The sequence below is a fragment of the Pseudomonas sp. 2822-17 genome, assembly GCF_002742485.1.
Lineage (GTDB): Bacteria > Pseudomonadota > Gammaproteobacteria > Pseudomonadales > Pseudomonadaceae > Aquipseudomonas > Aquipseudomonas cyclaminis.
The window spans coordinates 13,996-37,461 of record NZ_LJRZ01000537.1; the positions used below are offsets into that span (position 1 = coordinate 13,996).

At 56.5% G+C, this 23,466-nt stretch carries 22 protein-coding genes; 10 read left to right on the top strand and 12 right to left on the bottom strand.

Annotated features, from left to right (window positions below; translation table 11 throughout):
* Positions 1 to 250 precede the first annotated feature (250 nt).
* Complete coding sequence (locus tag AOA60_RS22365; protein WP_099586269.1) at positions 251 to 1,132, bottom strand: LysR family transcriptional regulator; 882 nt, start codon at positions 1,130 to 1,132, stop codon at positions 251 to 253.
* A 100-nt stretch (positions 1,133 to 1,232) separates the two neighbouring features.
* On the opposite strand from AOA60_RS22365, the gene AOA60_RS22370 reads away from it, so the two are divergent.
* Positions 1,233 to 2,285: an alkene reductase gene (locus AOA60_RS22370; protein ID WP_099586270.1), complete on the top strand. Its 1,053-nt coding sequence runs from the start codon at positions 1,233 to 1,235 to the stop codon at positions 2,283 to 2,285.
* 279 nt (positions 2,286 to 2,564) lie between these two features.
* Here the strand turns inward: AOA60_RS22370 and AOA60_RS22375 are convergent, their stop codons facing one another.
* Together AOA60_RS22375 and AOA60_RS22380 are read right to left on the bottom strand one after the other, a co-directional pair.
* A complete protein-coding gene (locus AOA60_RS22375) occupies positions 2,565 to 3,509 on the bottom strand; it encodes an alpha/beta hydrolase fold domain-containing protein (protein ID WP_099586271.1) in 945 nt (314 codons plus the stop codon).
* Positions 3,509 to 3,949, bottom strand: a complete 441-nt coding sequence (locus AOA60_RS22380) for a TspO/MBR family protein (protein WP_099586272.1) — start codon at positions 3,947 to 3,949, stop codon at positions 3,509 to 3,511. The genes AOA60_RS22375 and AOA60_RS22380 overlap by 1 nt, the downstream gene beginning before the upstream one ends.
* 159 nt (positions 3,950 to 4,108) lie before the next feature.
* Here AOA60_RS22380 and chrA point away from each other — a divergent pair, with 159 nt between their 5' ends.
* Positions 4,109 to 5,320, top strand: coding sequence for a chromate efflux transporter (chrA, locus tag AOA60_RS22385; RefSeq protein WP_256592862.1), 1,212 nt, complete (start codon positions 4,109 to 4,111; stop codon positions 5,318 to 5,320).
* Here the strand turns inward: chrA and AOA60_RS22390 are convergent.
* The gene (locus AOA60_RS22390) at positions 5,300 to 5,881 is read right to left on the bottom strand and encodes a nucleotidyltransferase family protein (RefSeq protein ID WP_099586274.1); all 582 of its coding nucleotides are present in this window, start codon (positions 5,879 to 5,881) and stop codon (positions 5,300 to 5,302) included. The two genes, chrA and AOA60_RS22390, sit on opposite strands and share 21 nt — an antisense overlap.
* Before the next feature lie 17 nt (positions 5,882 to 5,898).
* Positions 5,899 to 6,132: a hypothetical protein gene (locus AOA60_RS22395; RefSeq protein ID WP_099586275.1), complete on the bottom strand. Its 234-nt coding sequence runs from the start codon at positions 6,130 to 6,132 to the stop codon at positions 5,899 to 5,901.
* A gap of 214 nt (positions 6,133 to 6,346) precedes the next feature.
* Here AOA60_RS22395 and AOA60_RS22400 point away from each other — a divergent pair, with 214 nt between their 5' ends.
* The 5 genes from AOA60_RS22400 (at position 6,347) to AOA60_RS34010 (ending at position 16,224) form a co-directional block, all read left to right on the top strand.
* Entirely contained in the window at positions 6,347 to 7,498 is a 1,152-nt protein-coding gene (locus tag AOA60_RS22400) for a hypothetical protein (protein WP_099586276.1), read from the top strand.
* A 401-nt stretch (positions 7,499 to 7,899) separates the two neighbouring features.
* Positions 7,900 to 8,139, top strand: a complete 240-nt coding sequence (locus AOA60_RS22410) for a DUF6124 family protein (RefSeq protein WP_099586278.1) — start codon at positions 7,900 to 7,902, stop codon at positions 8,137 to 8,139.
* Between the two features lie 483 nt (positions 8,140 to 8,622).
* Positions 8,623 to 10,314: a trypsin-like peptidase domain-containing protein gene (locus AOA60_RS22415; protein WP_099586279.1), complete on the top strand. Its 1,692-nt coding sequence runs from the start codon at positions 8,623 to 8,625 to the stop codon at positions 10,312 to 10,314.
* Between the two features lie 350 nt (positions 10,315 to 10,664).
* Complete coding sequence (locus AOA60_RS22420; protein WP_143522479.1) at positions 10,665 to 11,954, top strand: PIN domain-containing protein; 1,290 nt, start codon at positions 10,665 to 10,667, stop codon at positions 11,952 to 11,954.
* Positions 11,955 to 12,267: 313 nt separating this feature from the next.
* On the top strand, positions 12,268 to 16,224 hold the full coding sequence (locus AOA60_RS34010) for an NACHT domain-containing NTPase (RefSeq protein WP_256592863.1): 3,957 nt from the start codon (positions 12,268 to 12,270) through the stop codon (positions 16,222 to 16,224).
* Positions 16,225 to 16,455: 231 nt separating this feature from the next.
* Here the strand turns inward: AOA60_RS34010 and AOA60_RS22430 are convergent, their stop codons facing one another.
* From AOA60_RS22430 to AOA60_RS22445, 4 genes are all read right to left on the bottom strand, one after another.
* Positions 16,456 to 16,848, bottom strand: coding sequence for a hypothetical protein (locus AOA60_RS22430; protein WP_099586281.1), 393 nt, complete (start codon positions 16,846 to 16,848; stop codon positions 16,456 to 16,458).
* A 171-nt stretch (positions 16,849 to 17,019) separates the two neighbouring features.
* Positions 17,020 to 17,670, bottom strand: coding sequence for a hypothetical protein (locus tag AOA60_RS22435; RefSeq protein ID WP_099586282.1), 651 nt, complete (start codon positions 17,668 to 17,670; stop codon positions 17,020 to 17,022).
* Positions 17,671 to 18,003: 333 nt separating this feature from the next.
* A complete protein-coding gene (locus tag AOA60_RS22440) occupies positions 18,004 to 18,186 on the bottom strand; it encodes a hypothetical protein (protein WP_099586283.1) in 183 nt (60 codons plus the stop codon).
* 22 nt (positions 18,187 to 18,208) lie between these two features.
* The gene (locus AOA60_RS22445; protein ID WP_099586284.1) at positions 18,209 to 18,811 is read right to left on the bottom strand and encodes a hypothetical protein; all 603 of its coding nucleotides are present in this window, start codon (positions 18,809 to 18,811) and stop codon (positions 18,209 to 18,211) included.
* Between the two features lie 241 nt (positions 18,812 to 19,052).
* Here AOA60_RS22445 and AOA60_RS22450 point away from each other — a divergent pair, with 241 nt between their 5' ends.
* The gene (locus AOA60_RS22450) at positions 19,053 to 19,991 is read left to right on the top strand and encodes a hypothetical protein (protein WP_099586391.1); all 939 of its coding nucleotides are present in this window, start codon (positions 19,053 to 19,055) and stop codon (positions 19,989 to 19,991) included.
* Here the strand turns inward: AOA60_RS22450 and AOA60_RS22455 are convergent.
* Both AOA60_RS22455 and AOA60_RS22460 read right to left on the bottom strand, forming a co-directional pair.
* Positions 19,988 to 20,452, bottom strand: a complete 465-nt coding sequence (locus AOA60_RS22455; RefSeq protein WP_099586285.1) for a GNAT family N-acetyltransferase — start codon at positions 20,450 to 20,452, stop codon at positions 19,988 to 19,990. The genes AOA60_RS22450 and AOA60_RS22455 overlap by 4 nt on opposite strands.
* Positions 20,453 to 20,523: 71 nt before the next feature.
* A complete protein-coding gene (locus AOA60_RS22460) occupies positions 20,524 to 21,252 on the bottom strand; it encodes a hypothetical protein (protein WP_099586286.1) in 729 nt (242 codons plus the stop codon).
* A gap of 149 nt (positions 21,253 to 21,401) precedes the next feature.
* Here AOA60_RS22460 and AOA60_RS22465 point away from each other — a divergent pair, with 149 nt between their 5' ends.
* On the top strand, positions 21,402 to 21,767 hold the full coding sequence (locus AOA60_RS22465; protein ID WP_099586287.1) for a cupin domain-containing protein: 366 nt from the start codon (positions 21,402 to 21,404) through the stop codon (positions 21,765 to 21,767).
* Here AOA60_RS22465 and AOA60_RS22470 read toward each other — a convergent pair.
* Positions 21,755 to 22,063: a hypothetical protein gene (locus AOA60_RS22470; RefSeq protein ID WP_099586392.1), complete on the bottom strand. Its 309-nt coding sequence runs from the start codon at positions 22,061 to 22,063 to the stop codon at positions 21,755 to 21,757. The two genes, AOA60_RS22465 and AOA60_RS22470, sit on opposite strands and share 13 nt — an antisense overlap.
* Before the next feature lie 145 nt (positions 22,064 to 22,208).
* Between AOA60_RS22470 and AOA60_RS22475 the strand changes: the two genes are divergently transcribed.
* Positions 22,209 to 23,459 (top strand): hypothetical protein, encoded by a 1,251-nt coding sequence (locus tag AOA60_RS22475; RefSeq protein WP_099586288.1) that lies wholly within the window; start codon positions 22,209 to 22,211, stop codon positions 23,457 to 23,459.
* The last annotated feature ends 7 nt before the right edge of the window (positions 23,460 to 23,466 follow it).

Here is a 23,466-nt window from a genome sequence, read left to right on the forward strand (position 1 = left end):
AGCGCGGCAAGCCCGCTCACCACAAAAAGCCCGCTCACCACAACAGGCCCGGTGACCACAACAATCCCTGTGACCACAGCAGGCCCGCTCACCACAGCCCTATAAATACCGCTGCATAGGCGTCGTGCACCACACCGGATCGTCCTCGACATCCACAATCTCAAACCCCTGGCGGAATCTCGGCAACGGTGACCGTCTGAATATTCATCATTCACCCATTCGTTGGTAGTGCAGAAAGTTACCGGGCCTGTCACGCATCCTCCAGCCTGTCGCGCAAAAAATCGATAAACCGTTGAGTCTTCGCCGGCAGCAGGCGGGTTTCGGTGAGCGCATAGACAGGCACCGATGTGCCATGCCAATCGGGCAACACTCTACGCAGTATGCCGCTGGCCACATCCTGTTCGGCAATGCCCTCAGGCAGCAGCGCAATGCCCAGGTCCAATGCGGCCAGCCGCCGGAGCATGCCTACGCTGTTGAGTTCAAACCGCCCGCTTACGTCGACTTCCACCTTATCCACACCCGACACCAAGCCCCATTGATGCGCCCTTGAACCGCGCATGCGCAAACATTCGTGATGCGCCAGGTCTGCGGGCTGCGCAGGCAGGCCAGCGCGTTCCAGGTACTGGGGCGAGGCGTACAGCGCTCGGCGCATGTTCGCGAGTTTGCGTGCGATCAGATTGGAATTGGCGGGCTCGCCCATGCGAATGACCACGTCCACCGGATCACTGATCAGGTCGGCCTGGCGTGGCGTTAAATCGAGTTCGAAGGTGATACCCGGATACAGCCGGGAAAATTCGGCAATCAACGGCGCCAGGTAGACCATCGCGAAATCCACCGGCAACGAGGCGCGCAGCACGCCGTTGGGCTGGGCGAGCATTTCGCCGAGTTGCTCATGGGCCAGGCGGGCCTCATCGACAATGCGCTTGCAGCGCTCAAAGTACAGTTGGCCAGTCTCGGTGGGCTCGATCTTGCGCGTGGTGCGGTGCAACAGCCGCAGGCCGATGCCTTTTTCCAGCTCGCTGATGCGCCGGGACAGCGTCGAGTTCGGCATGCCCAGGGTCTCGGCCGCACGGCTGAAACTGCGAGCCTTCACCACCTCGACAAACAGCGCCATATCGTTGAGAAATTCCACAACATTATCCCATCAGTGGATTAGTCATTTCGCGTTTGAGCCATTTATCCCGAAATCGGATTGATCAATCATAACCCCATCACTGATGAGGAACACCGCCATGAATGCTCTTTTTTCTCCCCTTGCCCTCGGTCGCTACACCCTCGCCAATCGCCTGGTCATGGCGCCAATGACCCGCTCGCGCGCCGACGACGCCGGTGTGCCTTCCGACCTGGTGACCACCTATTATGCGCAGCGCGCCACAGCCGGTTTGATCATCTCCGAGGGTGTGTTCCCCGACGCATCGGGCAAAGGGTATGCGCGCACCCCAGGCATCGAAACCGCCGCACAGGTGGCCGCCTGGAAATCCGTCACCGACGCCGTACATGCCCAAGGTGGCCACATTTTCATGCAACTGATGCATTGCGGACGGGTGTCTCACCCCTCGTTGTTGGCTGACGGTGGGCTGCCGCTGGCCCCCTCGGCGATCAAACCGGCGGGCCAGACCTGGACCGCGACCGGCCTGCAGGATTTCGTCACGCCCCAAGCAATGAGCGTGGCGCAGATCGGTGGCGTGGTCGACAGCTACCGCCAGGCCGCACGCCGGGCAATCGAGGCTGGCTTTGACGGTGTGGAGTTGCACGCCGCCTCCGGTTACCTGCCCGAGCAATTTCTCTCCAGCGGCAGCAACCAACGCGACGATCAGTACGGCGGTTCGGTGGAAAACCGTAGCCGCTTCGTGCTGGAAGTCCTCAAGGCGATGGCCGATGAAGTGGGCGCTGATCGCGTGGGCATCAAGATTTCCCCCGAGATGAACTTCAACGACATCAGCGATGCCAACCCGCAGGAAACCTACACCTATCTGGTCACGCAACTGCGCGGGCTGAAGTTGGCCTACCTGCATGTGGCGCTGTTCGGGGCGGGCTTTGACTACCACGCCGCGCTGCGCCCGTTGTTCGATGGCCGCTATTTGGTGGGCAGCGGGCTGACTCGGGACAGCGCCGACAGCTTGATCGCCGAAGGCAATGCCGATGCGGCGGTTTTTGGTAACGCGTTCCTGGCCAACCCGGACCTGCCAGCGCGTTTTCGCAGCGGTGCCGACTTGAATGTGCCCGACAAAGACACCTTCTACGCGCCAGGTGCCGAGGGTTACATCGACTACCCTGCGCTCTGAGGTGCACCACTCGGCTACTGAGCCTGGGTGATACTTGTGGTGAGCGGGCTTGCCCCGCGCTGGGCTGCGAAGCAGACCCATCAGAACCACCCCCGCTTTTCCAGACAAACCGAGTTGCCTGGTTTTAGGGCTGCTTCGCAGCCCAGCGCGGGGCAAGCCCGCTCACCACAACAAGCCCGCTCACCACACAAAAACCGGCTCACCCCAAATAAGCCCGCTCACCACAACAGGCTTGCTCACCCCAACAGGCCGGTCCGACGCAGAGGTTGAGGGCAATCGTTAAAGCGGCATAAACAAGGTTGTCCGCTTGCCATCGATGCGCTCAGTCATCCACTTGCGGCTGTACGCCAACACCGCCTCCCCCATCGCCACCGGAAAATGGATAAACCCATGGGCCGATTCCGGCAGCAGATGGGCCTCGGCCTGGGGCCAGCGCTGCGCAATCAATAGCGTGTCGTCTTTGAGCGGGTCCAGCTCCCCCACAAACATCAATGCCGGAGGCAGGTCGTCGAAGTCGCCATACAGAGGTGACAACGGCGGTTGCCTGCGCTCGTCATCGCTGATCCCCGGCGTCAGCATGCGCAGGGCCTCAACCATGCCCGGCCCATCCAGCAATAAGGTCTCCGGCCCGGCGCTGCGTACACTCGGCGTACCGGTCAAATCATAAACGCCGTAATACAGCACCGCGCCGCTCACACGCTGGAGCAGCGCGGGCCATTGCTTGAGCGCCAGCAACGTGGCTGCCGCCAAATGCCCGCCGGCCGACTCGCCCACGACGATAACGGGCAGGTTCTTGAACTCATCGTCGCTGAGCAACCAACGCGCCGCCGTCAGGCAATCCTCCATCAACCCCTCAACCGGTGTGTCCACCGCCAGCCGATAATCCACCGACACCACCGCCACGTCGCAGGCGTTGACCATGCCGAGGTTGAGGTCGTCATCCATCTGCGCATTGCCGATCACCCAGCCGCCGCCGTGGATATCCAGCACCACGCCCTTGGGCTTGCCGACGGGCCGCAGGATACGCACGGGTACGCCGTCCACGGTCCGGCTTTCAGCGGGCGTTGCGCGCCTGACCTTCTGGCTCACGCGCAACAGCGCCTGGATCAAGCGCGGTGTCACCCGGTTGCGGATCTTAAAGCGCGGCATCCAGGCAAGCTTTTGATTGAAGCGGCGCATCTGGGCCAGTTCCGGCTCGCTGGCCGGCCAAGGTTGATAAGCCATCAGCGGTTATTGCGCAGGATCGAGAAATTCAACGCCGCCGCGACACACAGCCACGCCAGGTACGGGAACAGGATCAAGCCGGTGATCAAATCCAGGCGCACCGCCAGCACCACCATGGCCGCCACGGTGACCCACAGCAACACGATGATCACCATCCCGGCAAGCAGGCGATGGGCGCCGAAAAACACCGGCGTCCACAACGTATTCAACGCGATCTGCGCGGCCCACAGCGCCAGCACCATTTGGCTGCCGGGGATCAGGCTCAGGCGGTAACCGGCCCAGGCCAGCAGCAGGTAGATGATCGTCCACGCGACTGGGAACAGCCAATTGGGCGGGGTGAAGCTGGGTTTTACGAGGGATTCATACCAGGCACCGGGCTTGAAGATCACGCCGGTGCTGGCGGCGGCGGCGCAGGCGAGCAGGAAGATGAAGAAGGTCATGGTCGGTCCTTGAGTTCGGAGGGAATAAAGCAACGCTATGCTTGAATGACTCAAACTGCTGCGCATAAATTCAATGAATACCCCAAAAATGGCGCTGGGCGTCATGAAAACTGGGTAGGGTCTGCGCCTTACCCGATGATCAAATGTGGAATCTCGACCGTGGCCATCCCCCCCACCCATCACCCTGACAGCCCCTGGTCGGTGTTCCTTGTCTTCCTGCGCCTGGGCCTCACCTCCTTCGGCGGCCCCATCGCGCACCTGGGCTATTTTCGTGACGAGTTCGTCACCCGGCGCCACTGGTTGAGCGAACGCAGCTACGCAGACCTGGTCGCACTCTGCCAATTTTTACCCGGCCCGGCCAGCAGCCAGGTCGGCATCGCGCTGGGCCTGCAACGGGCAGGTTACGGCGGAGCACTGGCAGCGTGGGCCGGGTTCACGCTGCCGTCTGCCTTGCTGCTGATCGTATTTGCCTTGGGCATTGCCCAGCACAGCGAAGCCCTGCCAACCGGCGTGCTGCACGGCCTTAAAGTGGTCGCCGTGGCCGTGGTCGCCCAAGCCGTGTGGGGCATGGCGCGCACCCTGTGCCGGGGCCTGGCGCGCGTAAGCCTGATGCTGATAGCTGCGTGCGTGGCGCTGTTGACGACGTCCGCGTGGGGCCAGGTCGGCGCGATTGCCGTCGTCGGCCTTGCCGGCCTGCTGTTCTTGACGCCCACGCCGAACACCGAACACGAAGCGCTGCCCATGCCGATCCGCCGCCGCACCGGCGCCCTGTGGCTACTGCTGTTTGTGTTGTTGCTGGTGGGGTTGCTGCTGCTGGCCCAACTGCTGCCCAATCGCAGCCTGGCGCTGGTGGACGCCTTTTACCGCAGCGGCGCATTGGTATTCGGTGGCGGCCACGTGGTACTGCCATTGTTGCAAGCAGAAGTGGTGGCGCCGCACTGGATCAGCAACGACTTGTTCCTCGCCGGCTACGGCGCCGCTCAAGCCGTGCCCGGCCCCTTGTTCACCTTCGCCGCGTTCCTCGGCGCCGCGATGTACTCGCCGCCCAACGGCTGGCTGGGCGGCCTGATCTGCCTCCTGGCAATCTTCGCACCCGCGTTTTTACTGGTGTTCGGCGCCTTGCCGTTCTGGGAAACCCTGCGCCGTAGCCCGCGCACCCAAGCCGCGTTGGCGGGCGTGAATACAGGCGTGGTGGGTTTGTTACTGGCCGCGCTGTACCACCCGGTGTTGACCAGCGCGATCTACACCACCTATGACATCGGCCTGGCGGTGCTTGCACTGGTCGCGCTGATGGTTTGGAGGCTTCCGCCGTGGTTGGTGGTGATCGCCAGCGGTGGACTGGGATGGTTACTAAGCGTGGGCGTCGGCTGAGCCAGGCTCAACAATCCTTAGCCACGGCCACCGCGCCTGATAACTCCTGGCCTTCTGCGCAAACAACGCCGGTTCCGAATGCAGTGGATTGATCCGCAACAGTCCCTGTTCTACATCCGCCAACCCATAGGGCGCATACACCTCGCCAGTGGCGATCTCCAAGCCGATGCACGTGCCGGCCACCAGATAACGATCAACCCCCTGTTTAGCCGAGTGCAGCTGCGGGTAAGGTCGGCCAAACCGCTGCCCATACCAGAGGTGAACCCGCGCCTGGTTCCTGACCTCCACATTCACGCCCAAATCCTGGAACAACCGCTCGGCCCTACGAATCACCGCGTCCTCAGCCTCGTAGGACAAGTCGGTGTCGAAGTAGAAAACGTCGTAGTCCTTTACGCCCTGCGCGGCAGGAAGATTGCACTGGTGATTCCACACCGCCTGGAACAGACACCCCGCCGTGAGCATGCACTGCTCCACACCGAGGTCGGGCAGGCGCTTGGTCATTTCAGCATTGATGGGGTTGGCCATGGCCAGGTGGAGCAAGGTGTCGACGGTCAAGGTCATGGGGATCCCTGATTTAATCAGCCCTTCAACTCACTGGCGCGATGACTCGCGGCATCGTCATAAGCCACATACAGCGACTCAGCGATTTGGCTCTTGATCGCCTTGGACGCTTCCAGCCCCAACACAAAGCCTTCTGCCTTGCCGCCTGCGCGGTTGAGTTCTTCATGGGTGGCTGCGCCGGTGATGGCGTCGAGCAGCTTGGTGGCGTGCGGGCCGACGCCCTTGGGCAGGCTGATTTGGTCGATGGACATGGGCGATACCTTGCAAGAGAGAGATCGGTAGCGCGTGGAACCACTGCCGAGGGGTGGCATGGTAGACCGATATGCCCTGCAACGGGGCGTTTGCGAGTGAACCGGTTTGAAACTCCAGATGCGCTCGTAATGGCATTTCACTATCATGCAGCGCCCGGCACCGCTTCACCGCGCATGCCCGCACACCTCATTCAATCAAGACCAGGGACAGGCAATGCCGCCACTCAAAACACTGCTCGCCGCCAGCCTGCTGCTGATCTCGCTCCTGCCGAGCGCTGCCAGTGCTGGCCTGTACAGTTCGGACAACAACAACTTTGGCATCCTGAAAACCAACCTTACCGACGCCAGCAAGTACCGCTACGCCGCGCTGGTGTCGACCAGCAGCGAAGGCGACAACTTTGAAACCCTGCACCAGCTTTCACGCGTCTACGCCGAGATCCTGGAAAAAGACATGGGCGTGCCCGTCGCCCTGTACAACGCCGACACTCTGCACCTGAAAAACATCGACACCTACCGCGCCGCGGCCATCGAGCAGATCCAGCGCAAAAACTTCAGCGCCACGGCCGACACCTGCGCAGTGGCCAGCACCTTTCTGTACCCGTCCACCGTCGCCAACCTATTGCGCATCATGGCCCCCGACATCGTCATCCCCCGCAACGACCCCGCGCTCCACGCCCAACTGGTCGATGTGTCCAAGCACTTCCTGGCGCAAGACCTGGGCGTGCTGATGAAGATGTGCGAAGCCTCGCCGTCACGCAAACAAACCGCCGCCTTCAAAGAATTCCTGGAAGCCCTGCAAAAAGCGCAGCCCTACATCGCCAGCACCGCCCGTCTGAGCCAGCACCGCATACAGGCCAACGCCGAACAAAACGCCGAAGACGCCCGCCGCGCAGAAATCGACCGCAAGGCCTTCGCACGCAAAGCCGAGCAGGACAAAGCCTACCAAGCCGCCGAAGACGCCCGCGACGCAAAAATCCTCGCCGACCAGGCCGCCGTGCGCGAAGAAAAACGCCTCAAGGCCCAACGCGCCGAACAAACCCGCCAACAAGCCCTGGCCGCCCGCACGCCCGAACAAGTGAACCGGGACAACCAACAAAACGAAGACGTGCACTTCTGCTACAAATACGCCGCCATGAACAAAGTGGCCACCGACGCCAACAACCAAGGGATGTCCATCGAACGCGCCGAGCAAGTCCTGGTGGATATGAGAGGCCTCAAAGGCCAGGATGCCGAAGACATGCGCAGCACCATCCGCGTCGTGCGCCTGACCCACGCCAACGACACCCCCAACCAAGCCTTCACCCTCGAATACGACCGCTGCCTGGCACTGCGTGCCAAGAAACGCGCAGAGGGCTCACTAAACTGATCCCTCTGTGACAAGGGAGCCTGCCCTGTGGCGAGGGAGCTTGCTCCCGCTGGGCTGCGCAGCGGCCCCAACACCATCAGCCACACAGACGAATAACAAGCGACATCGCCTTGCTCCATTGCCTACGCTTGCGTCAGAATCCGCCGGCTTGTGCGCTTGGGTGGCCGTCTTTAAGGTTGCCCGGTCGCCGACATCTCGGTGATCGGGTTTAGTAGCCTGAGTTTGGTATCTATAAGTGCATGAGCGTCATCAATTAGACATCGCGTCTGTACTTGATGGTGGCTGTACGCAGGGCGCCTTCGGGCGCGCCGGCTTTAGATATCCACCGGTCTACTAACCTGCGTACAGCTGCCACCCACCGTTTAGTAGCGGGAAGTGGCGGCCCAATTCAGGATATCTTTATGCTCAACGTCACACCGGATTCAACCACCCTCTTCACCGTCACCCCCGACGCCAGCAACGAAACCCTCATCACCAACAGCTACGAGACCTTCACCTCCGTCAGCACCTTGCTGCTCGACCTGTCCGAAGACCTCAACGGCAAACACCGCGACATTGCGCTGGCGATTCACCAACTGAGTGAATTGGGCGTGCTGCTGACCGCCAAACTGCTCGACCGCGAAATGCCTTGCGCCGGCTGATACCGGGGCCTTCACTCGCAGCGTGAGCACTCGCCGTGTCGTTGTAAGGCATATGCAACGATTCGGCGATTCAGGTTTTGATGGATTGGGCAAATGATCATGCCCGCGACCTAGACGGCGAGGCGGTAAGGAGTGAAATCACTACCGAGCGCACATGGTAAACTTTTAACCGCTAAGGGTCTGCTTTCGGCCACGAACGGCCATTCGGAGGTATCTACCAATTGGCGCAATCCAAATTGATTGTGGGTCCTCGGGCCCCCTTGAAGCAATGCGGAAGCTGAAAGAGTTCAGCACTATCTAAAAAAGCGCACATGCCAAAAATGATAGCCCGTGGCTTGCCACTGTTAAAATTTTGACGTACTGTCGCCTGGCCTCCATTCAGGTATTAAATAGGGTTGTTCAAATGCGACCCGATTCAAAAAAGCCACAAGCAACGGCACTGAGCAACTCTGCGACGTTATGCTTAAAGGAATATGGTGAAATATGAATGGAGGCTTCTTCCTCAACTTTTTATCTCTGAGTCCGTCAACATCCCCAGCAGAGCTTGCACAGCTTCTTGGCACGGATTATGGAAAGATTAAGCGTCTTTACTATCGCGGGGATAGGCAACGCCATTATTTAGCCTTTGATATCCCTAAGAAGAACGGAGGAAAGCGCAGGATTTTGGCTCCATCCGACAAGTTGAAAACCCTTCAATCTCGACTGGCTTCTCTGCTTAAGAAAATTTACAAGCCGCGCGAGCCGGTCAAGGCATTTCTGGACGGGGGGTCTATTGTCTCGAACGCATATCCACATTGCCGAAAACCATATGTCTTCAATATTGATTTGGAGAATTTTTTTGGCACTATTACCTTCGCTCGCATTCGCGGAATGCTTATATCTAAACCGTATTCTCTCACGCCCGAAACAGCGACCGTTATAGCTCACCTCGCTACAATTAACGGGATTCTTCCCCAAGGTGCACCGAGCTCTCCAATACTTTCAAATATGCTTTGCGCTAGCTTAGATCGCGATTTGTATTCGCTAGCCAAAAGAAACAGAGCTGTTTATACCAGATATGCTGACGACATAACACTTTCATTCTATTGTCCAGCTGAGTTTCTTCCTCCTGGAGTGGTGGAATATAGTATTTCCAATGGTAAGCCAAATCACTATTACAGCCGGACAGGACAAGAACTCCAATCGTTGGTGCGACAGCACGGATTCACTATTAATTTCGATAAGGTGAGACTGCAAGGCCCTGGCGAGCGGCGAACTGTTACGGGGCTGGTTACTAACCAGAAACCAAATGTTCCCCGCCCTTACATTAGAAAAACAGCAGCATTAATCCACTCCCTAGAAAAGAATGGGGTAGAGGCGGCCAATGCTATTTACAAGCAAAAGAACCCAAATAGCTCAGGCGTTTTGGAGTCGCACCTCCAAGGTCGCTTGTTATTCATAAAGCAGGTCGTTGGAGAAAGCTCAGTAGTCTACCGAAGACTTGCACAACGATACAATATGCTTCCGATCAGGTCTAAAGTCCCGAATGCACCGATTGCAACAACTGAAGACTCGGACAACTTCAAGGTCGGGGAGTTTATTAAAACAAAGTGCTGGGTTACCGAAATATCAGAAAGGATAGAAGACAACCTTGTTCAAATCCAAGGCACTGCCTTTATGATACAGGGCGGATTGATTGTCACTTGTGAGCACAATCTTAGCTACCAAACCAAAGAGAGACGGCATGAGTATGATGAGTGCTTAGTTTATCGCGTTGGTGAAGACGAAGGAGTATATGAGGCACAGGTCATCATTCGAAACAAGTATCTTGATCTGGCCGTGCTCAAAATTAAAAATGCTCCCGACGACCTAGAGCACTTCACCCTTGAGGTGACAAAAGAGCCGAACATAGGTGATCGAGTAGCTGTTTTGGGGTTCCCTAATCACAAGACTGGTTTTCACGTAGGCATTCTGAAATGCCGCATCACAAACAAATACCCACTACATGACGTCCAACACAGCGAGGTTGACAAAACCTTGTACGCAGGAAACAGCGGCGGGGCAGTCATTAACTCAAGTTATCATGTGGTAGGGGTAGCCGCCAAAGGAGCTGAAGGTAACCCGAATGGAAAAAATACTTTCATTCGAGTATCCGAGCTCATAGGGTACCTTCAGAAAAGCGGCTTCGATATGTGATGCTTTTCTCTCTAAAAAGTTAATGTGCCCCTGCACTGCTGTATTTTATCGAGCGATCGGAACGAGCCGCAAACTGCACGATATGATTTACAGCACCCTTGGAAACTTGCTAGTTTCTCTTTAGAAATCAACTGCTTTTAACCGAGTCGTCCGTTTATTGCCGATCAAGGTAGGTATCAATCGGACATAAGCGGACGGAAGGATTACATTTTGCATCTTGTCGAAATTTTTCATCGGGATAGGTGAGATTTGCTAGCCGTTTCCGACTTTAAATAAATGGTGGCACATTAGAAATTTCGGTGCTGTTTCTCAATCGTAATGCTGACGTTTATTAATTTTTGAGGTGCAGAATGAAAAGAGAGTTTCCTGGTTTCTTTGCCAATGGACTATCTGATATTGAGAAATTATGGGATGAATGCATTTTTGTTTTGGATGCAAATGTCTTACTCAGCTTGTATAGATATTCCGATTCAACTCGCTCCGAGTTATTACAGGTATTCAATGCCCTTGCAGATCGCCTTTGGATTCCAAATCAAGTTGCTTATGAATATTTAAATAATAGACTGGTCGTGATTGGTGAGCAGTCAAAGATATACGATGACGCAATAAAAAAAATAGAAGCACTAAGAAAAAGTCTTGAAAATAACAATCAGCATCCGTTTGTTTCGAAAGATACATTAGCTTCAAGTATTGGAATATTTGAAACGCTTGTCGCTGAGCTAAATGAAAATAAGTCAATTCACGAAAAGCGTATTAATAATGATGAAATAAAGGATCAGCTTGAGAAGTTGCTTGTAGATAAGGTGGGGGAGAGTTTTACAAAAGAAAAAACTGAAGAAATCATATTGAAAGGAAAGGCTCGGTATGAAGAAAGAACCCCTCCTGGATACTGTGACATTAAAAAAGGAGGAAATTCCGCTTTGTTTTTGGACGTTTGCAAGCCTTATGGAGACTATATAGTTTGGTTGCAGTTAATTGATAAATCGAAAGCCGACGAAAAACCCGTGATCTTCATTACTGGGGATGTGAAAGAAGATTGGTGGCTGTTATTTAATGGCAAAACTATAGGGCCTCAACCTCAACTAATAGAGGAGTTTCTATCTTTGACCGGAAAGTCGTTTTACATGTACCCTCCTGATCGCTTTCTTGAGAGAGCCAATATGTACTTGCAGCAAGAGACGTCACAGCAAGCAGTTAATGAAATTCGTGATGTCCGCGTTGAAGATTCGGAGGTGTCTGTATTTGACCAGCTTTTGAACGTTCATTGGCCATCCAGTAACATTATGAACGGTACAGACGCTACCTCTCCTGCGTGGCGACATAATCTTAGCCGCAGACTGGATATATTGTCTGAAGAGAAAGAGGCGGTAGTGGCTCGACTTAATGACGTTCGAATCTATTTAGATGATGCAATTTCTAGACAGAGTGGAGTTCGAGCCATTCTTCAACAAAGCTCTACAGATGGCAGTCGTATAAACTCCGAAAACATGGAAGTGTTTAGAAAAAGTTTGGTCTCCGCAGACCGCTCGATTGAAAAGCTTGAAAAGGAGCATCGAGAATTGCTAGGCAGTCTCTCCAACATTAAAAATCAAGAGAAATCTATTCTTTTAGAAGTAAGTGATGAATCCCACACCATGTAGCACTCTTTATTATAATATTTTGGCCCTTTCGAAATATGTGCTTCATAGAGATGCTACATCTGGACTGGAAGAAACGGTCCGTTCGCGGCTGACGGATTTATACAGCAATAGGAGAGGCGCTTGTTTGTCCTCGGGGCTTTTGGCTGCGGCCCACCCTTAGGTGATCGTCCACTTCTGGCCGATTGCAGCCGATAGCTACGGGCCGCTTCCGATCAGGGAACGGCTATGCGCGATAGTCCATTCGCCCAGAGGCATTATACATTTCATCAAGCTAGTATCCGCTGATTAAGCAGGCTCCAGATGAGGCTCAGACATGAGTGCAAGCGCAAAATTGATGGTGCACGAGATCATCGAACGAACCCTTTGGTACGATGCCCCAAACGGCCGAGTCGAATTGTCTCAGGCGGACCTGCTCAAACGAGCCGAGCCGTTAGTTATTCTCGGCGAAGCCGGAATGGGAAAGTCGCATCTGCTTGAGTGGCTTGCCACCTTTCCAAGTTATGCACGCTGCACTGCTCGCCAACTGATTAATCGTCACGATCCGAAAACACTTCTGGGCGATGCCCAGACTTTAGTGATTGACGCACTCGATGAAGTGAGTTCCCAAAGAGACGGCGATGCAGTGGATCTCGTTTTACGACAGCTCGGTAAACTCGGCTGTCCTCACTTCGTTCTATCGTGTCGTGTCGCAGATTGGCGCAGCGCCACTGGTTTAGAGGCTATTCGCGAGCAGTACTCAGAGGGGCCTCTTGAGCTGCATCTTGAACCCTTTAATAATGACGACGCGGCAATCTTTCTAAGTGCGTCGCTTGGAGGCGAGACCGCTAAGGAAGTGGTCGAGCATTTCAACGCACGCGGGCTCAACGGGTTACTTGGCAATCCACAGACTCTTGAACTCATCACCAGTATTGCCGAGAAGGGAAAACTGCCTGATACACGTAGTGAGCTTTTCGAGCGAGCAGTCGAGGTTTTGCGGGTGGAGCATCGGGATGCTAAAGCCGACAGTCAGCTTGCGCGAGAGATAGCGCTTGAGGCCGCAGGTGCCGCATTTGCTGGCCTGATTCTTACTGGTAGTGAAGCCATCGTTCGAACCTCTGCGGCGAGTGCTGCTGAAGGCGAGTTGCAGCTCACCGACATTTCTCGCCTCCCTCAAGGAGAGTACATAGGGGCCATGCTAGCCTCGCGGCTTTTTAAAGCAGACGGGGCCGATCGTTTCAGCTATCTGCATCGCCGTGTCGGCGAGTATCTTGGAGCCCGGTGGCTTGCAAAACAGGCTGATACTCCGCCAAAACGTAGGCGCCTTCTGTCAATGTTTCACAGCCATGGACTCGTGCCGGCAAGTCTACGTGGCATTCATGCCTGGCTTGCTCGTGATCCAGCACTTGCCCAAGCGGTGATCACCGCCGATCCAATGGGCATCGTCGAATACGGTGATGCAGACGATCTAGCGGTTGAACAGGCTCGTTCTCTTATTGCAGCGCTGGAAATACTTGCAACGGACAACCCTCGTTTTCGCGATTGGGGAGCTTACTCGGTTGGTGGAATCGCTCAGCTTGAGCTCATCGAAGACATACGCCGACTGATCACTGCAGCTCAAACACCGTTCAGCCTTCGTCTTCTAGTACTCGAAGCGATCAAGGGACAAAAAATCGCGACAGAGTTAGCAGATGACTTAAGAGGTCTAGTTCTCGACCCACAGGCGACTTTCGCGTGCCGGAGAGCAGCAGGTGAGGCGCTTGTCGAGCAAGATGACGAGAGTGATTGGACGGCCATTCTCCGCACTTTGCACGGATATGAAGGTGAGCTTTCGATTCGACTGGCCGTCGAGCTGGTAGAGGATATTGGGTACGAACAGATCGATGATGAGCTGATTGTCGACCTTGTGGTTGGATATGCTCTAAAGGGCGGTCGTACGATTGGCGTCTTGATGGGCCTGGAAAGAAATCTTCCGGAGTCTAAGATCGAAGGTGTTCTGGACCGATTAGCTGTAGCGGCAAAAAGGCTTGGTAAACGCTACGAACGTCCAGGGAATGACACCTTAACCGATTTTGCATATCACTTGATCGGACGCGGTGTGGCGGCCGGAGGCGTCACTACCGACAAGCTTTGGTCGTGGCTAGAACCATTTGACTCTAGTGTCGGGTATCAGCGCGAATCTCGTCAGCAGCTAGACGCCTTCATCCGAAGCGATGATCGCTTTCGGCAGGCCATGCAACGTTATGTACTTCTCGAGCTACCCAGTGATCACACCCCCTGGCAACAAGCTTGGCGGCTGAACGAACGGTCACATGGTTTCGCTCCTACGGCCGCCGACGTAATCGTATTACTTGATGCGCTGGATCCGCTCGATCATAGCGATGAACGCTGGCGTGATTTGGTCCAGCTCACCCCACATGGCGAAGAAATAGGTGTAGAGGTTCGCGCAGCCGCCAGGGCCTTCGCAGCACACAGCCCTGATCTATTGGAGTGGGTCGATAAGCTTGCAACGCCTGTCTTACACGAATGGGAAATCAGGCAGGCTGAAAGCGGGCGTATTCGTCGAGTAAAACAAGCTGCGGTGCATGCAGGACATCGGAAACAATATGCGACTTGTATCGATCAAATGCGGTTAGGTGCCTACAGCACAATCGTCGATCCCGCTAAGGCTTATCTCAACCTCTTCAACGATATTGGAGAGGATGTGCCTGCCCATAATCGGGTTTCTCAATGGCTTGGAGAGGATATCGCCGACGTTGCACATGTGGGGTTCGAAGCTTTTCTGGCACTTGATCCACCCATTCCTACTGCAGAGAAAATTGCGGATGGCCTTGCTCAGGGCAGAATCTACGAAGCTAGCTACGTTATCGTTGCCGCACTCGCCGAGCGCCTCAGGAAGGGCATAGGGTTCGATGATCTCAATGATGAGCGTCTGATGGCGGGACTCTTTGAGCTGCGTCGTACCAGCATTGACAGTCATGCTGGAATTGCTGGACTCAGAGAGGCGGTCGATTCCGCTATAGAGGTCCGCGGCGTCTGGAAGGAGGCTATGCGGCTCTACCATGAGCCTCAACTTCAGGCTCGGTGTGAATTGGTAGACGGCCTCCATGTCCTTATGCGAGACGAAAGTCATGCTGAGCAGGCTACTGACCTGGCTTCAGAATGGATAGAGCGCTTTCCAGATATTCCGCTTGGACCTGAAGCAGAATTGCTTGATCGGCTTATCCGTTCAGGGCGATTTGAGACGTTACGTCGCGCAGCCACTGCTCGCGTAGGGCTGACCGATAATGGGCGACGGCGAAATTGGGATGCTATCGGTTTTATCGTCGATTTTGAGTCTGCCGTAGCGCGGCTTGATGCTTCCACTATCGAGCCTGAGTTGCTCTGGCATTTGCGGTATCGCACAGGTGGACGTTTTGGCGAGGGCATTAGTGTTGCTCTCAGTCTTGCGCAGCTTGAGTGGGTCATCACGACCTTTCGACCAATCTGGCCAATGGTGGATCGTCCCAGTGGACCTTCGGGGGGCGATACCAACCCTTGGGATGCAAGCAACTATATTCTTCATCTCATTCATCGTCTGGGCAACGACTCCAGCGAGGGCGCGATTGATGCGTTGCAACGCTTAGGGCGCTCCCCGGCCGACGGTTATACCGAGTCGGTCAAAGTTGTTATCGCCGAGCAAGCGCGAATCTTTGTCGAGGCGGCCTATGCTCCTGCTTCTTTAAAAGAGATCAACGCAATTTCACGTAATCTCCTGCCAGTGTCAGCTGCCGATCTGCAGACACTCGTGCTTGAAGAGCTTTCAATCGTCCAAGCAAAGATCAGAAGTGACGATGCCGAATCTTGGCGCGGCTTCTATGACGAAAATAGTGTGCCATTCGCGGAGGAGCGCTGCCGAGATCATCTGCTGGGGCTTTTTCGCCAGGGGGCGACGGGAGTCATTTTTGATCCTGAGGCGCATGTCGCCGCCGACAAGGAGGTTGATATCGCCTGCTCAGCGGGCGCTATGCGGATACCGATTGAAGTGAAAGGGCAGTGGCACTCGGAACTTTGGAGCGGCGCAGATAAGCAGCTAGATAGACTCTATACGCGAGATTGGCGGGCTGAGGGTCGCGGGATCTATCTTGTTCTCTGGTTTGGCGATCGACAACCATCGAACAAGCTCCTTAGAAACCCAGCACGAGGTACGGAGCCACCTCAAACACCGGATAAATTGCGGGAGATGCTCGCTGTTAGCAAATCAGTCCGAGAAGGACGTGTGGTCATTTTCGTGCTTGATCTGGTGCGCTCTTAACCAAAGGTGATAGGTCTATTTTCATACGCCAATCGTCCGCTTTTGGCCGATAGCGGTCGGTCTGTAAGCATCGGCCGAAGAGCCATGCTTTACCCCTGGGTGTCTTCGCGGAGCGGTCTCGCTTTTGTTGAACCCGCAACGCGGAGAAGCCCAGGAGTTGCTGTTGGTCGATGGCTGCCTTTGGCAAAGGGCTGCTATCGCCCAGGTTGTGTGAAAACGAGCTGAAAGCAGTTAACTAAACGTGATGCAGACTGGTTCCATCTCTACCAACGAATTTTCACAGGCCCCTACGAGATCTCGTACACAGTAAAGCCTCCATCCCTTACCTGATCCCCACTTTGCCGCGACAGGTTCAAGCGAAGACTCTTCCTCCTGCGTTGCGCGAGCCCAATCATCGTGCCCGATCTCAGCGATCAATTGAGCCTGGTAGACCTGTAAGAATGGAAGCAAGCTTTTCGCTTGTTCAACCTCTATGAGGACAAATTCTGCTGTATCGAGTTGCTGTTTAACATTTTCGACCAGTTCGTAAGCCTGCAACGGGAGTGCCTCTAACACAGCCTCCAAGGCTGATCCGGATTTGTCAGCACTTTGGAAGGTGCCGCAGATGATATTCCCTCCTGCCATATTTTTCCCCTATCATGACTTCGAAGCTTGGATTAGGCAGCTCGCGATTACGTGTCTAACGTCGATTTTTTGCTGGTCTACGCCCGTTGCGAGCGGCCAATTAATCCAAGGCTTGATGAAAAATCCTGCGATTCTCTGACCTTCTGGTGGTCGAGATCGTGACGGGACCTTTCAATCATTTCTTACCTGTTTGAGCCAGTTCCAGAAAGGATCACTGGATTCATGCGCGTCCATGCTTGTTGTGCTTAAGATGAGATCTGATGCGCGCGCCGGGACGCTGAGGCCAAGCGTGCGTTCCACGTACGTCCGCAATGCCCTAGGTGGTGCTGGGTAGTCATCATCTGCGTATTGCTGCTCCCGCAGTTCGGCCGGTGTTCTCGTAAACTCCTCTGGCCAGCAGTGCTCGTTGTAACCGATGGCCAGTAAGCGAATCAGGTCTTGCGTACTATTAGTCAAGACGCAGAGCATGTCTGATCCCGAGCCCGAGCCAAGATGGACGATTCGCTGCTGATCGTGGTCGTCCAGCCACAACCCCGCCCACGATCCATCGCCACCAGTCCTGAGGAATATTGATAGCCGCTCGTTTACTCTGGGATCTGCGCAGGCCGTCCATCGAGCAGTATCGGCGGAGTCCGGAACGTGAAAGGCGGTGATAGCGCTGTTGTTGTATTCAGGTTCGGGATGCAAAGTCATGTAGCGGCCCCCAGTCCTATAGTGACGGACGCAGCCTAATGCTTCCAGGAATTCCATGGTCTGGCGTAATACTGGAGGTACCGGATTGCTTGCCGGGAAGGCGGCTACTAATTCGTCGGTGAAGTTCATGTCTTTCCTGACCATTGTCTTTAGCGAGTATCGTGAATGAAGGTAGATTGCTATACCGGGAATATATCGCCATGTGCCACCCAATGCCCGCTTCCGGCCGATAACTGCCAGCCACCAAAGCCTAAGAGAAGGCAGAATCGCGTCCCTACTGCCGGCCAACCCAAAGACCTCAACTCACATCGCCCAACGAACACATAAACTCACCCATAACCAACCACCCACGGCTCCTGCTCAATAGTCGCAACATCCCCCTCCGCCAATAACCCCCACAATTCCAGAATCTTGTCCCCCGGCACTTGCCTCATATGGCGAGGATCACCGGTCTCCAGATTTTCAAAAAGTGACGGTGCCCGACAGGTTTACAGCGATGCACCACTCTGCATCGTTGGTCACCGACACCTGCCCATGCTCCTCATCTTGTCCGCGCGTTTGCAGTTCGGCGAGAAGCTCAGAGAATGTGTGTATGCCAGGATCAGCGTTCATGGCACCGTATCTGTGGCTGACGTGATAACCCATATTGATCTCGTGGTTAACCTATTTATAAAACGTCAACGCCGGGATAGAGGTCCGCAGGCGGATGGTAATCGGGATCCTCAAAGCGGCTGTTGTTGTAATGGGTTTTGGCTGTCGGCCCTCCGCCCTTGTACGTCACCTGCGAGTTTGGCGTGAGATGCCACCCCTCTCCGTCTTTGTCGCGCTCGATCAGCGAGGGGTACAACGTGCAAGTGCCTGATGAACCTGATGTCAGCCTGAACTGGTAAAAGCGCCCAGCCTGGGGCGTGAACTTCGCCGTGACGAAGCAGGATCGCGTACGTGCGCCCTCCCAGGACATGCCCACGTGCGTTTCGATGCCGGGCCGGATTTGCGTTTCGTAATAGTCCGACGTGAGGGTTTGCCCCGCTTTCGGCATCCCCTGATCCTGGGTATGGATGAACGGAAGCAGCCCGCTGCGAATCACGCCACCCGAACGTTTACCGTTTTCGTATTGGTACAGGTCGGCATGCTGCGTGAAGTTGACGATGCGTATCCAGGCGGGATTGGGCTCGTTTGCAGGGGCCGTGAAGTAATCGGTGTGGGGGAAATACTGGCAGCCTGCGAACAATGGCAGGGTCAGCAGGCAGAGCGCAGTGCGTATCGACATGAAGCCTGTCCTTTTGCGGAGTCAGGGTAGAGACCACGAGAAAGGAGGCGCATTGCATAACAGGTGATAAATTCGTGGGGGCCGATTGCGGCGCGCTGGCAGCCGCCGGACACTCTGCCGTCGTGAGGGGCGGTGTTCGGCCTCTCAGCAGGCAGTTGTCTCGGCATAAGGTATTCTCCACGGCGTTAACATCGCCCAATGCCTGCAACCGTTGACCCTCAAGGCGCATCAGGAGATTTGCATAGTGATTGGCCATCGCTTCGAGCGCACCGCCCAGGATGACTTGCACGTCCACTCGCGCAACGGCGTGCAAAGCGTGTTTGTGCTGCTGACTGGCGCAATGGCGTTCATCCTGCCTTTGGCCTTCGTGCTGTTCTGGTTCACCGACGGCGGCTCGCAGTTGGCAGAGGTGGATCCGCTGAGTTCGCTGCTGATCGTACTCCTGCTGCTGCTTATTCCCGCCCTTGGCCTGCTGCTGATGGTGTACACCGGCACCCGCGAGACGTTGCTGTTGTCGCGAGTGAACGGTGAGGGCAAGCGCCGCACCCGAAACTTTTTCGGCGGCCGCGAGCGTGTGCAGTCGGTCTTCAGCATCGATAAACCTCACCACCTCGAACTTCGCCGCCGCCCGCAGGCCGAGCCCGCCTATACCCAGCTGTGGCTGGTGATGCGCGACGGCACCGAGCAACGGTTGACCACCGATAACGTGCCGGTGGTGCCGGGGAGCAAACGCACCGATGTGTGGCTGCGTGAACTGGCCGATTACCTGGGCGTGGCGGTGCCCACTGAGGTGGTCGTGGGGTCGGCAACGCCGGCACCCTATAGGCCTGCGCCAGCACCGGCGAAGGTCGCCAGGCGGCGCAAAGTCAGAGGGCCCACGCCTGCGGCTGAGTCCACCGATAAGCTCGGCATTGCGGCACGTGCCCTGCTTTCACTGCTGGGTGCATTCTTCGCGGTGCTGGAGCTGACGCATGTCGTCGGCTTGGTGCGCGCGCTGTTCACTGGGCGGCTGCGGGTCAGCGGTGTTCGCTCGGGCTCGGCGAGCTTTTACTGGGCCGAGCAGCCGTGGGTGTTTTCATTCAATGTACTGGTGGGCGTGGTCGAGGTGCTGATTATCGGCGTGATCGCCTGGGGGTGTGTGCGTACGGCGATTCTGGGGCGGATGAAGGCCAATCATTAAGAGCCGCTGACACGCACATAGTAGTTATCGAACTCACCGCTCTCCACGAACACGAAACCATGACGTGTATAAAAGCGATTGGCAGCGCTTTCCTTGAGAGCGCCCACGTTGAGGGAGCGACGTAGCTGATCAGCTTCTCTAAAAATCTGATTCAGCACGTAAGCGCCAATTCCGGCCCGCTGAGCGCTTGGTATGACGTAAAGGTGCTCAAGCAAAAGCTCGCGCTGATGGTCTTTGACCACCACAAAACCGACCAACTCGCCCGCTACTTCTATGCGGCGAGTACTCTGGACGTCGAACCTCGCGACAAATCGCTCGCGCGCGCGCCGGGGGTCGAAGCGCCCAACGCGTTCGAGACTCTCGCGCATGGCTTCAATTCTGATGGCGACCAGATCTTCCAGGTCGTCATGGGAAGCTGCGGCCAAGACGACAACAGCGTGTTGATCAGCACAGCGGGGCATTGCACACATCCTATAAGTGGTGACGCAGCGCGGGGCAAGCCCGCTCACTACAAAAAACCTGCATGCGTGGGTCACGCCTGGGTACTGAACCGCTGCGCTGCCCGCCGCGCCAACATCGCCGCTTCCGTCGCCTCAGTCGCCCGTTCGCCTTTGTAGGCCAGTTGGGTCACAAACTCTGCGTCCCTGAACTCGGCCGGTACCAGGCTGTGCTTGTCTTTGAACAGCGGCGCCAGGTCGATGGTGTTGGCGAAGTTTTCCTGGGTCAGGCTGTAGTAGCCCATGGCACTGCCGGACCAGGGTGAGCTGGCGTCTGTCATGTCGATGGCGGCATCACGGTACGTGACGGCGGCGGTCTTGAGGCCCAGGGATTTGTTGAGCAGATCCGTGAGCCGCTGGGTGTCGGAGCTGTTGAGCTGGCCGGCGGTATTAAGCACTTTCAGACTGCCGTCAGCGTCTACTGTGAAGCCATATTTCTTGCTGGCAAGGTCGGGGGCGGTGGTAGAAAGCGTTGCCTGGAACGCCTGGAACGAGGCTTTAAGCGTGCTGTGCGCAGCCCTGAAGAGCTCGGCGTATCGAGGGTACTCGGGCGATTCGGAGCGACCGACCCAGGTGTCGACGACCTCCAACGGTTTTGCCGTGGTGCTGGTGTCTTCACTGGGATGGTAGATGGCGGCTGGCGCTGCGTTTGCCAGGGCGTCCTTGGCAACATCCGTCAGCGGTTGGGGCACCAGCTTTTGGTCGGACGGTGCGAGGCTGGTGCTGGCTGGGGGGAGATAGGCGGAGCTGACGGAGAATGCCATTTAATCGGTCCATGATTAGCGGGTTCCTGAAGGTTATCGACGAGAATCGGGCAAGCTTGAATCAAGACGCCTCTGCTTGCAGGATCGTACAAGCCTGCCAACTCGCTACTTGGGTAGCCTTGGGCTTCTCACCCATCCAAGGATCCACCATGGCTCAGCATCCGGTAAATCTCACCCACAAAGCCTCGCTCATCGATCAGCAGTGGAGCCCTAGAGTGGTCGCGCAAATGAACGACTACCAGTTCAAGGTGGTGCGTATCGAGGGTGAATTCATCTGGCACGCGCACCCGGAAACCGATGAGGCCTTTCTGGTGCTGGAAGGCACGCTGCGTATCGACCTGCAGGACGGCCCGGTATACGTGGCGGCGGGCGAACTGTATGTGGTGCCGCGTGGCGTCGAACACCGCACCGCCGCAGAAGGCGAAGCCAAGCTGATGATGATCGAACCACGCGGCATCTTGAATACCGGTCACGAAGGCGGTGAACGCACAGCTGAAAATGATCAGTGGATCTGATCAGCAGCGCCCCCCACCAGCGCCAGTAATTCATTCACCAACTCAACCGCCTCTCGCTGATAGCCCTCCCGCCAGCGCGCCGACCAATCCTGCGGCCGACCGTCCTCTTCCCAAGCCGATAACGCCAAGCCGTTGACGATTTCCAGCTCAAACCACTGGCGCTGCCACCCGGCAGCGTCCGTTACCAGAGTGGTGTCGTGCCACAGGAACTCGGTGTGGGCGACAAAACGGCTCCAGCAGAACAGATCGTCTGAGGCCTGTTCCGCAAGTCTGATCAGTTGTGCTTTGTTATCCATGACTGGCTGTTTGCCCTTGATTTCTTCCAACCGCGTGACAGCGCCTCGCACCGCAGCAATTGGCGTGTACGCCTGCAGCGCTAGTGGCCACCCTGCAATCTCTGGATAATACCCTCCTCCCGCCCCGATACGGATATCCCGTTTTATGAAGTCGCCCGCGTCCGCCCTGCTCCTCGCGTCTGCCCTGTTGCTGCCAGCCATCGCCCACGCCGACGACGCCGCGCTCGCCGACACACTCAAGGCCTTCACCCGCTGCGACGCAACGTTCTTCAGCCGCCTGAACACCCACCACGCCGCATGGCAGGCCTATGCGCCGCTCAAGCAGGACAAGGACTTCACCTGGATCGCCGTTAGAAACCGTGCCGACCGCCACGCCAACCAAGTGCCCGTCAGCGCGCCGCCCATTGCGGGCCTGAAGCTGTTGTCGTATGCCGATGAGGCCACCGACCTCGATCAGTTGGGGCGCTACTATTACTGGGGGTTTGTTGTGCAAGGCGGCGTCGACGAAGTTGCCCAACGCCTTGCCCCGCTGCTGGACCAACCTGCACGGCTGCAAAAAATCGACGGGGCCTATATTCGCAGCGAACTCAAGGTCGACGACCACTGGCAGGCGATCAAGCCGCAACCCGGCAAGGCACCGGGCACGCGCCACGTTGAGCGGGTGCTGATCGTCGAGCCGGATGGCGAGCACACACGCGTCAGTTGCTCGGTACAGGGCGGCGTCGATGCGGCGCTGCTGGCGTGGCTGCGGCCGGACATCGCGCCGGTCGACTACCCGCGCACCGTGGTCGAAACCAGCATCAACGATGTCGAGGTACCCGCCAGTGTGCTCCAAGGCCTTGCCGCGCCACTGTTGCAACCGAAGTTCAAGAGGTTGAGCTACACCTACCTGTCCAAGAAAGGCGACGGCAGCCAGGACAGCCCGACCTCGGTCACCTTCACCGCCGACGGCGGCCTGCTGAAGAAGAACGAGGTCTACGGCGACACCTTCAACGTCGATCGCCTGATGCTGGCCGACCTGATCCAGCTGAAGTCAAAAATGAACGGCGTCGGCGATGGGCGCGTGCTGCAAACCCTCGCCGTCGAATTGAACGCGCCGAGCAGTTGGGCCCCTGGCCAAACCTTGCGCGCAGACATGCAGATGCTGAACGTGCCCGCCAAGCCCACCGACACACCTACCGCCACCTCATTGGTGTGCAAGGTGGGTGAACGCTTCCCGGCGCGCGAGGTGTTTGCTTCGCTGACCGGAGACGCCATCAAGCTTGAGTGCGACCAGGGCGACTACAAGACCTCGCGAGCGTTTATCGAGGATTTGGGAGTGGCGTTGACGCTGGAGTCGACGTCGAGCCAGTTCCACTACGTGAATCAATACACTGCGCTGGAAGTCGTGCGCTGATCGAGCT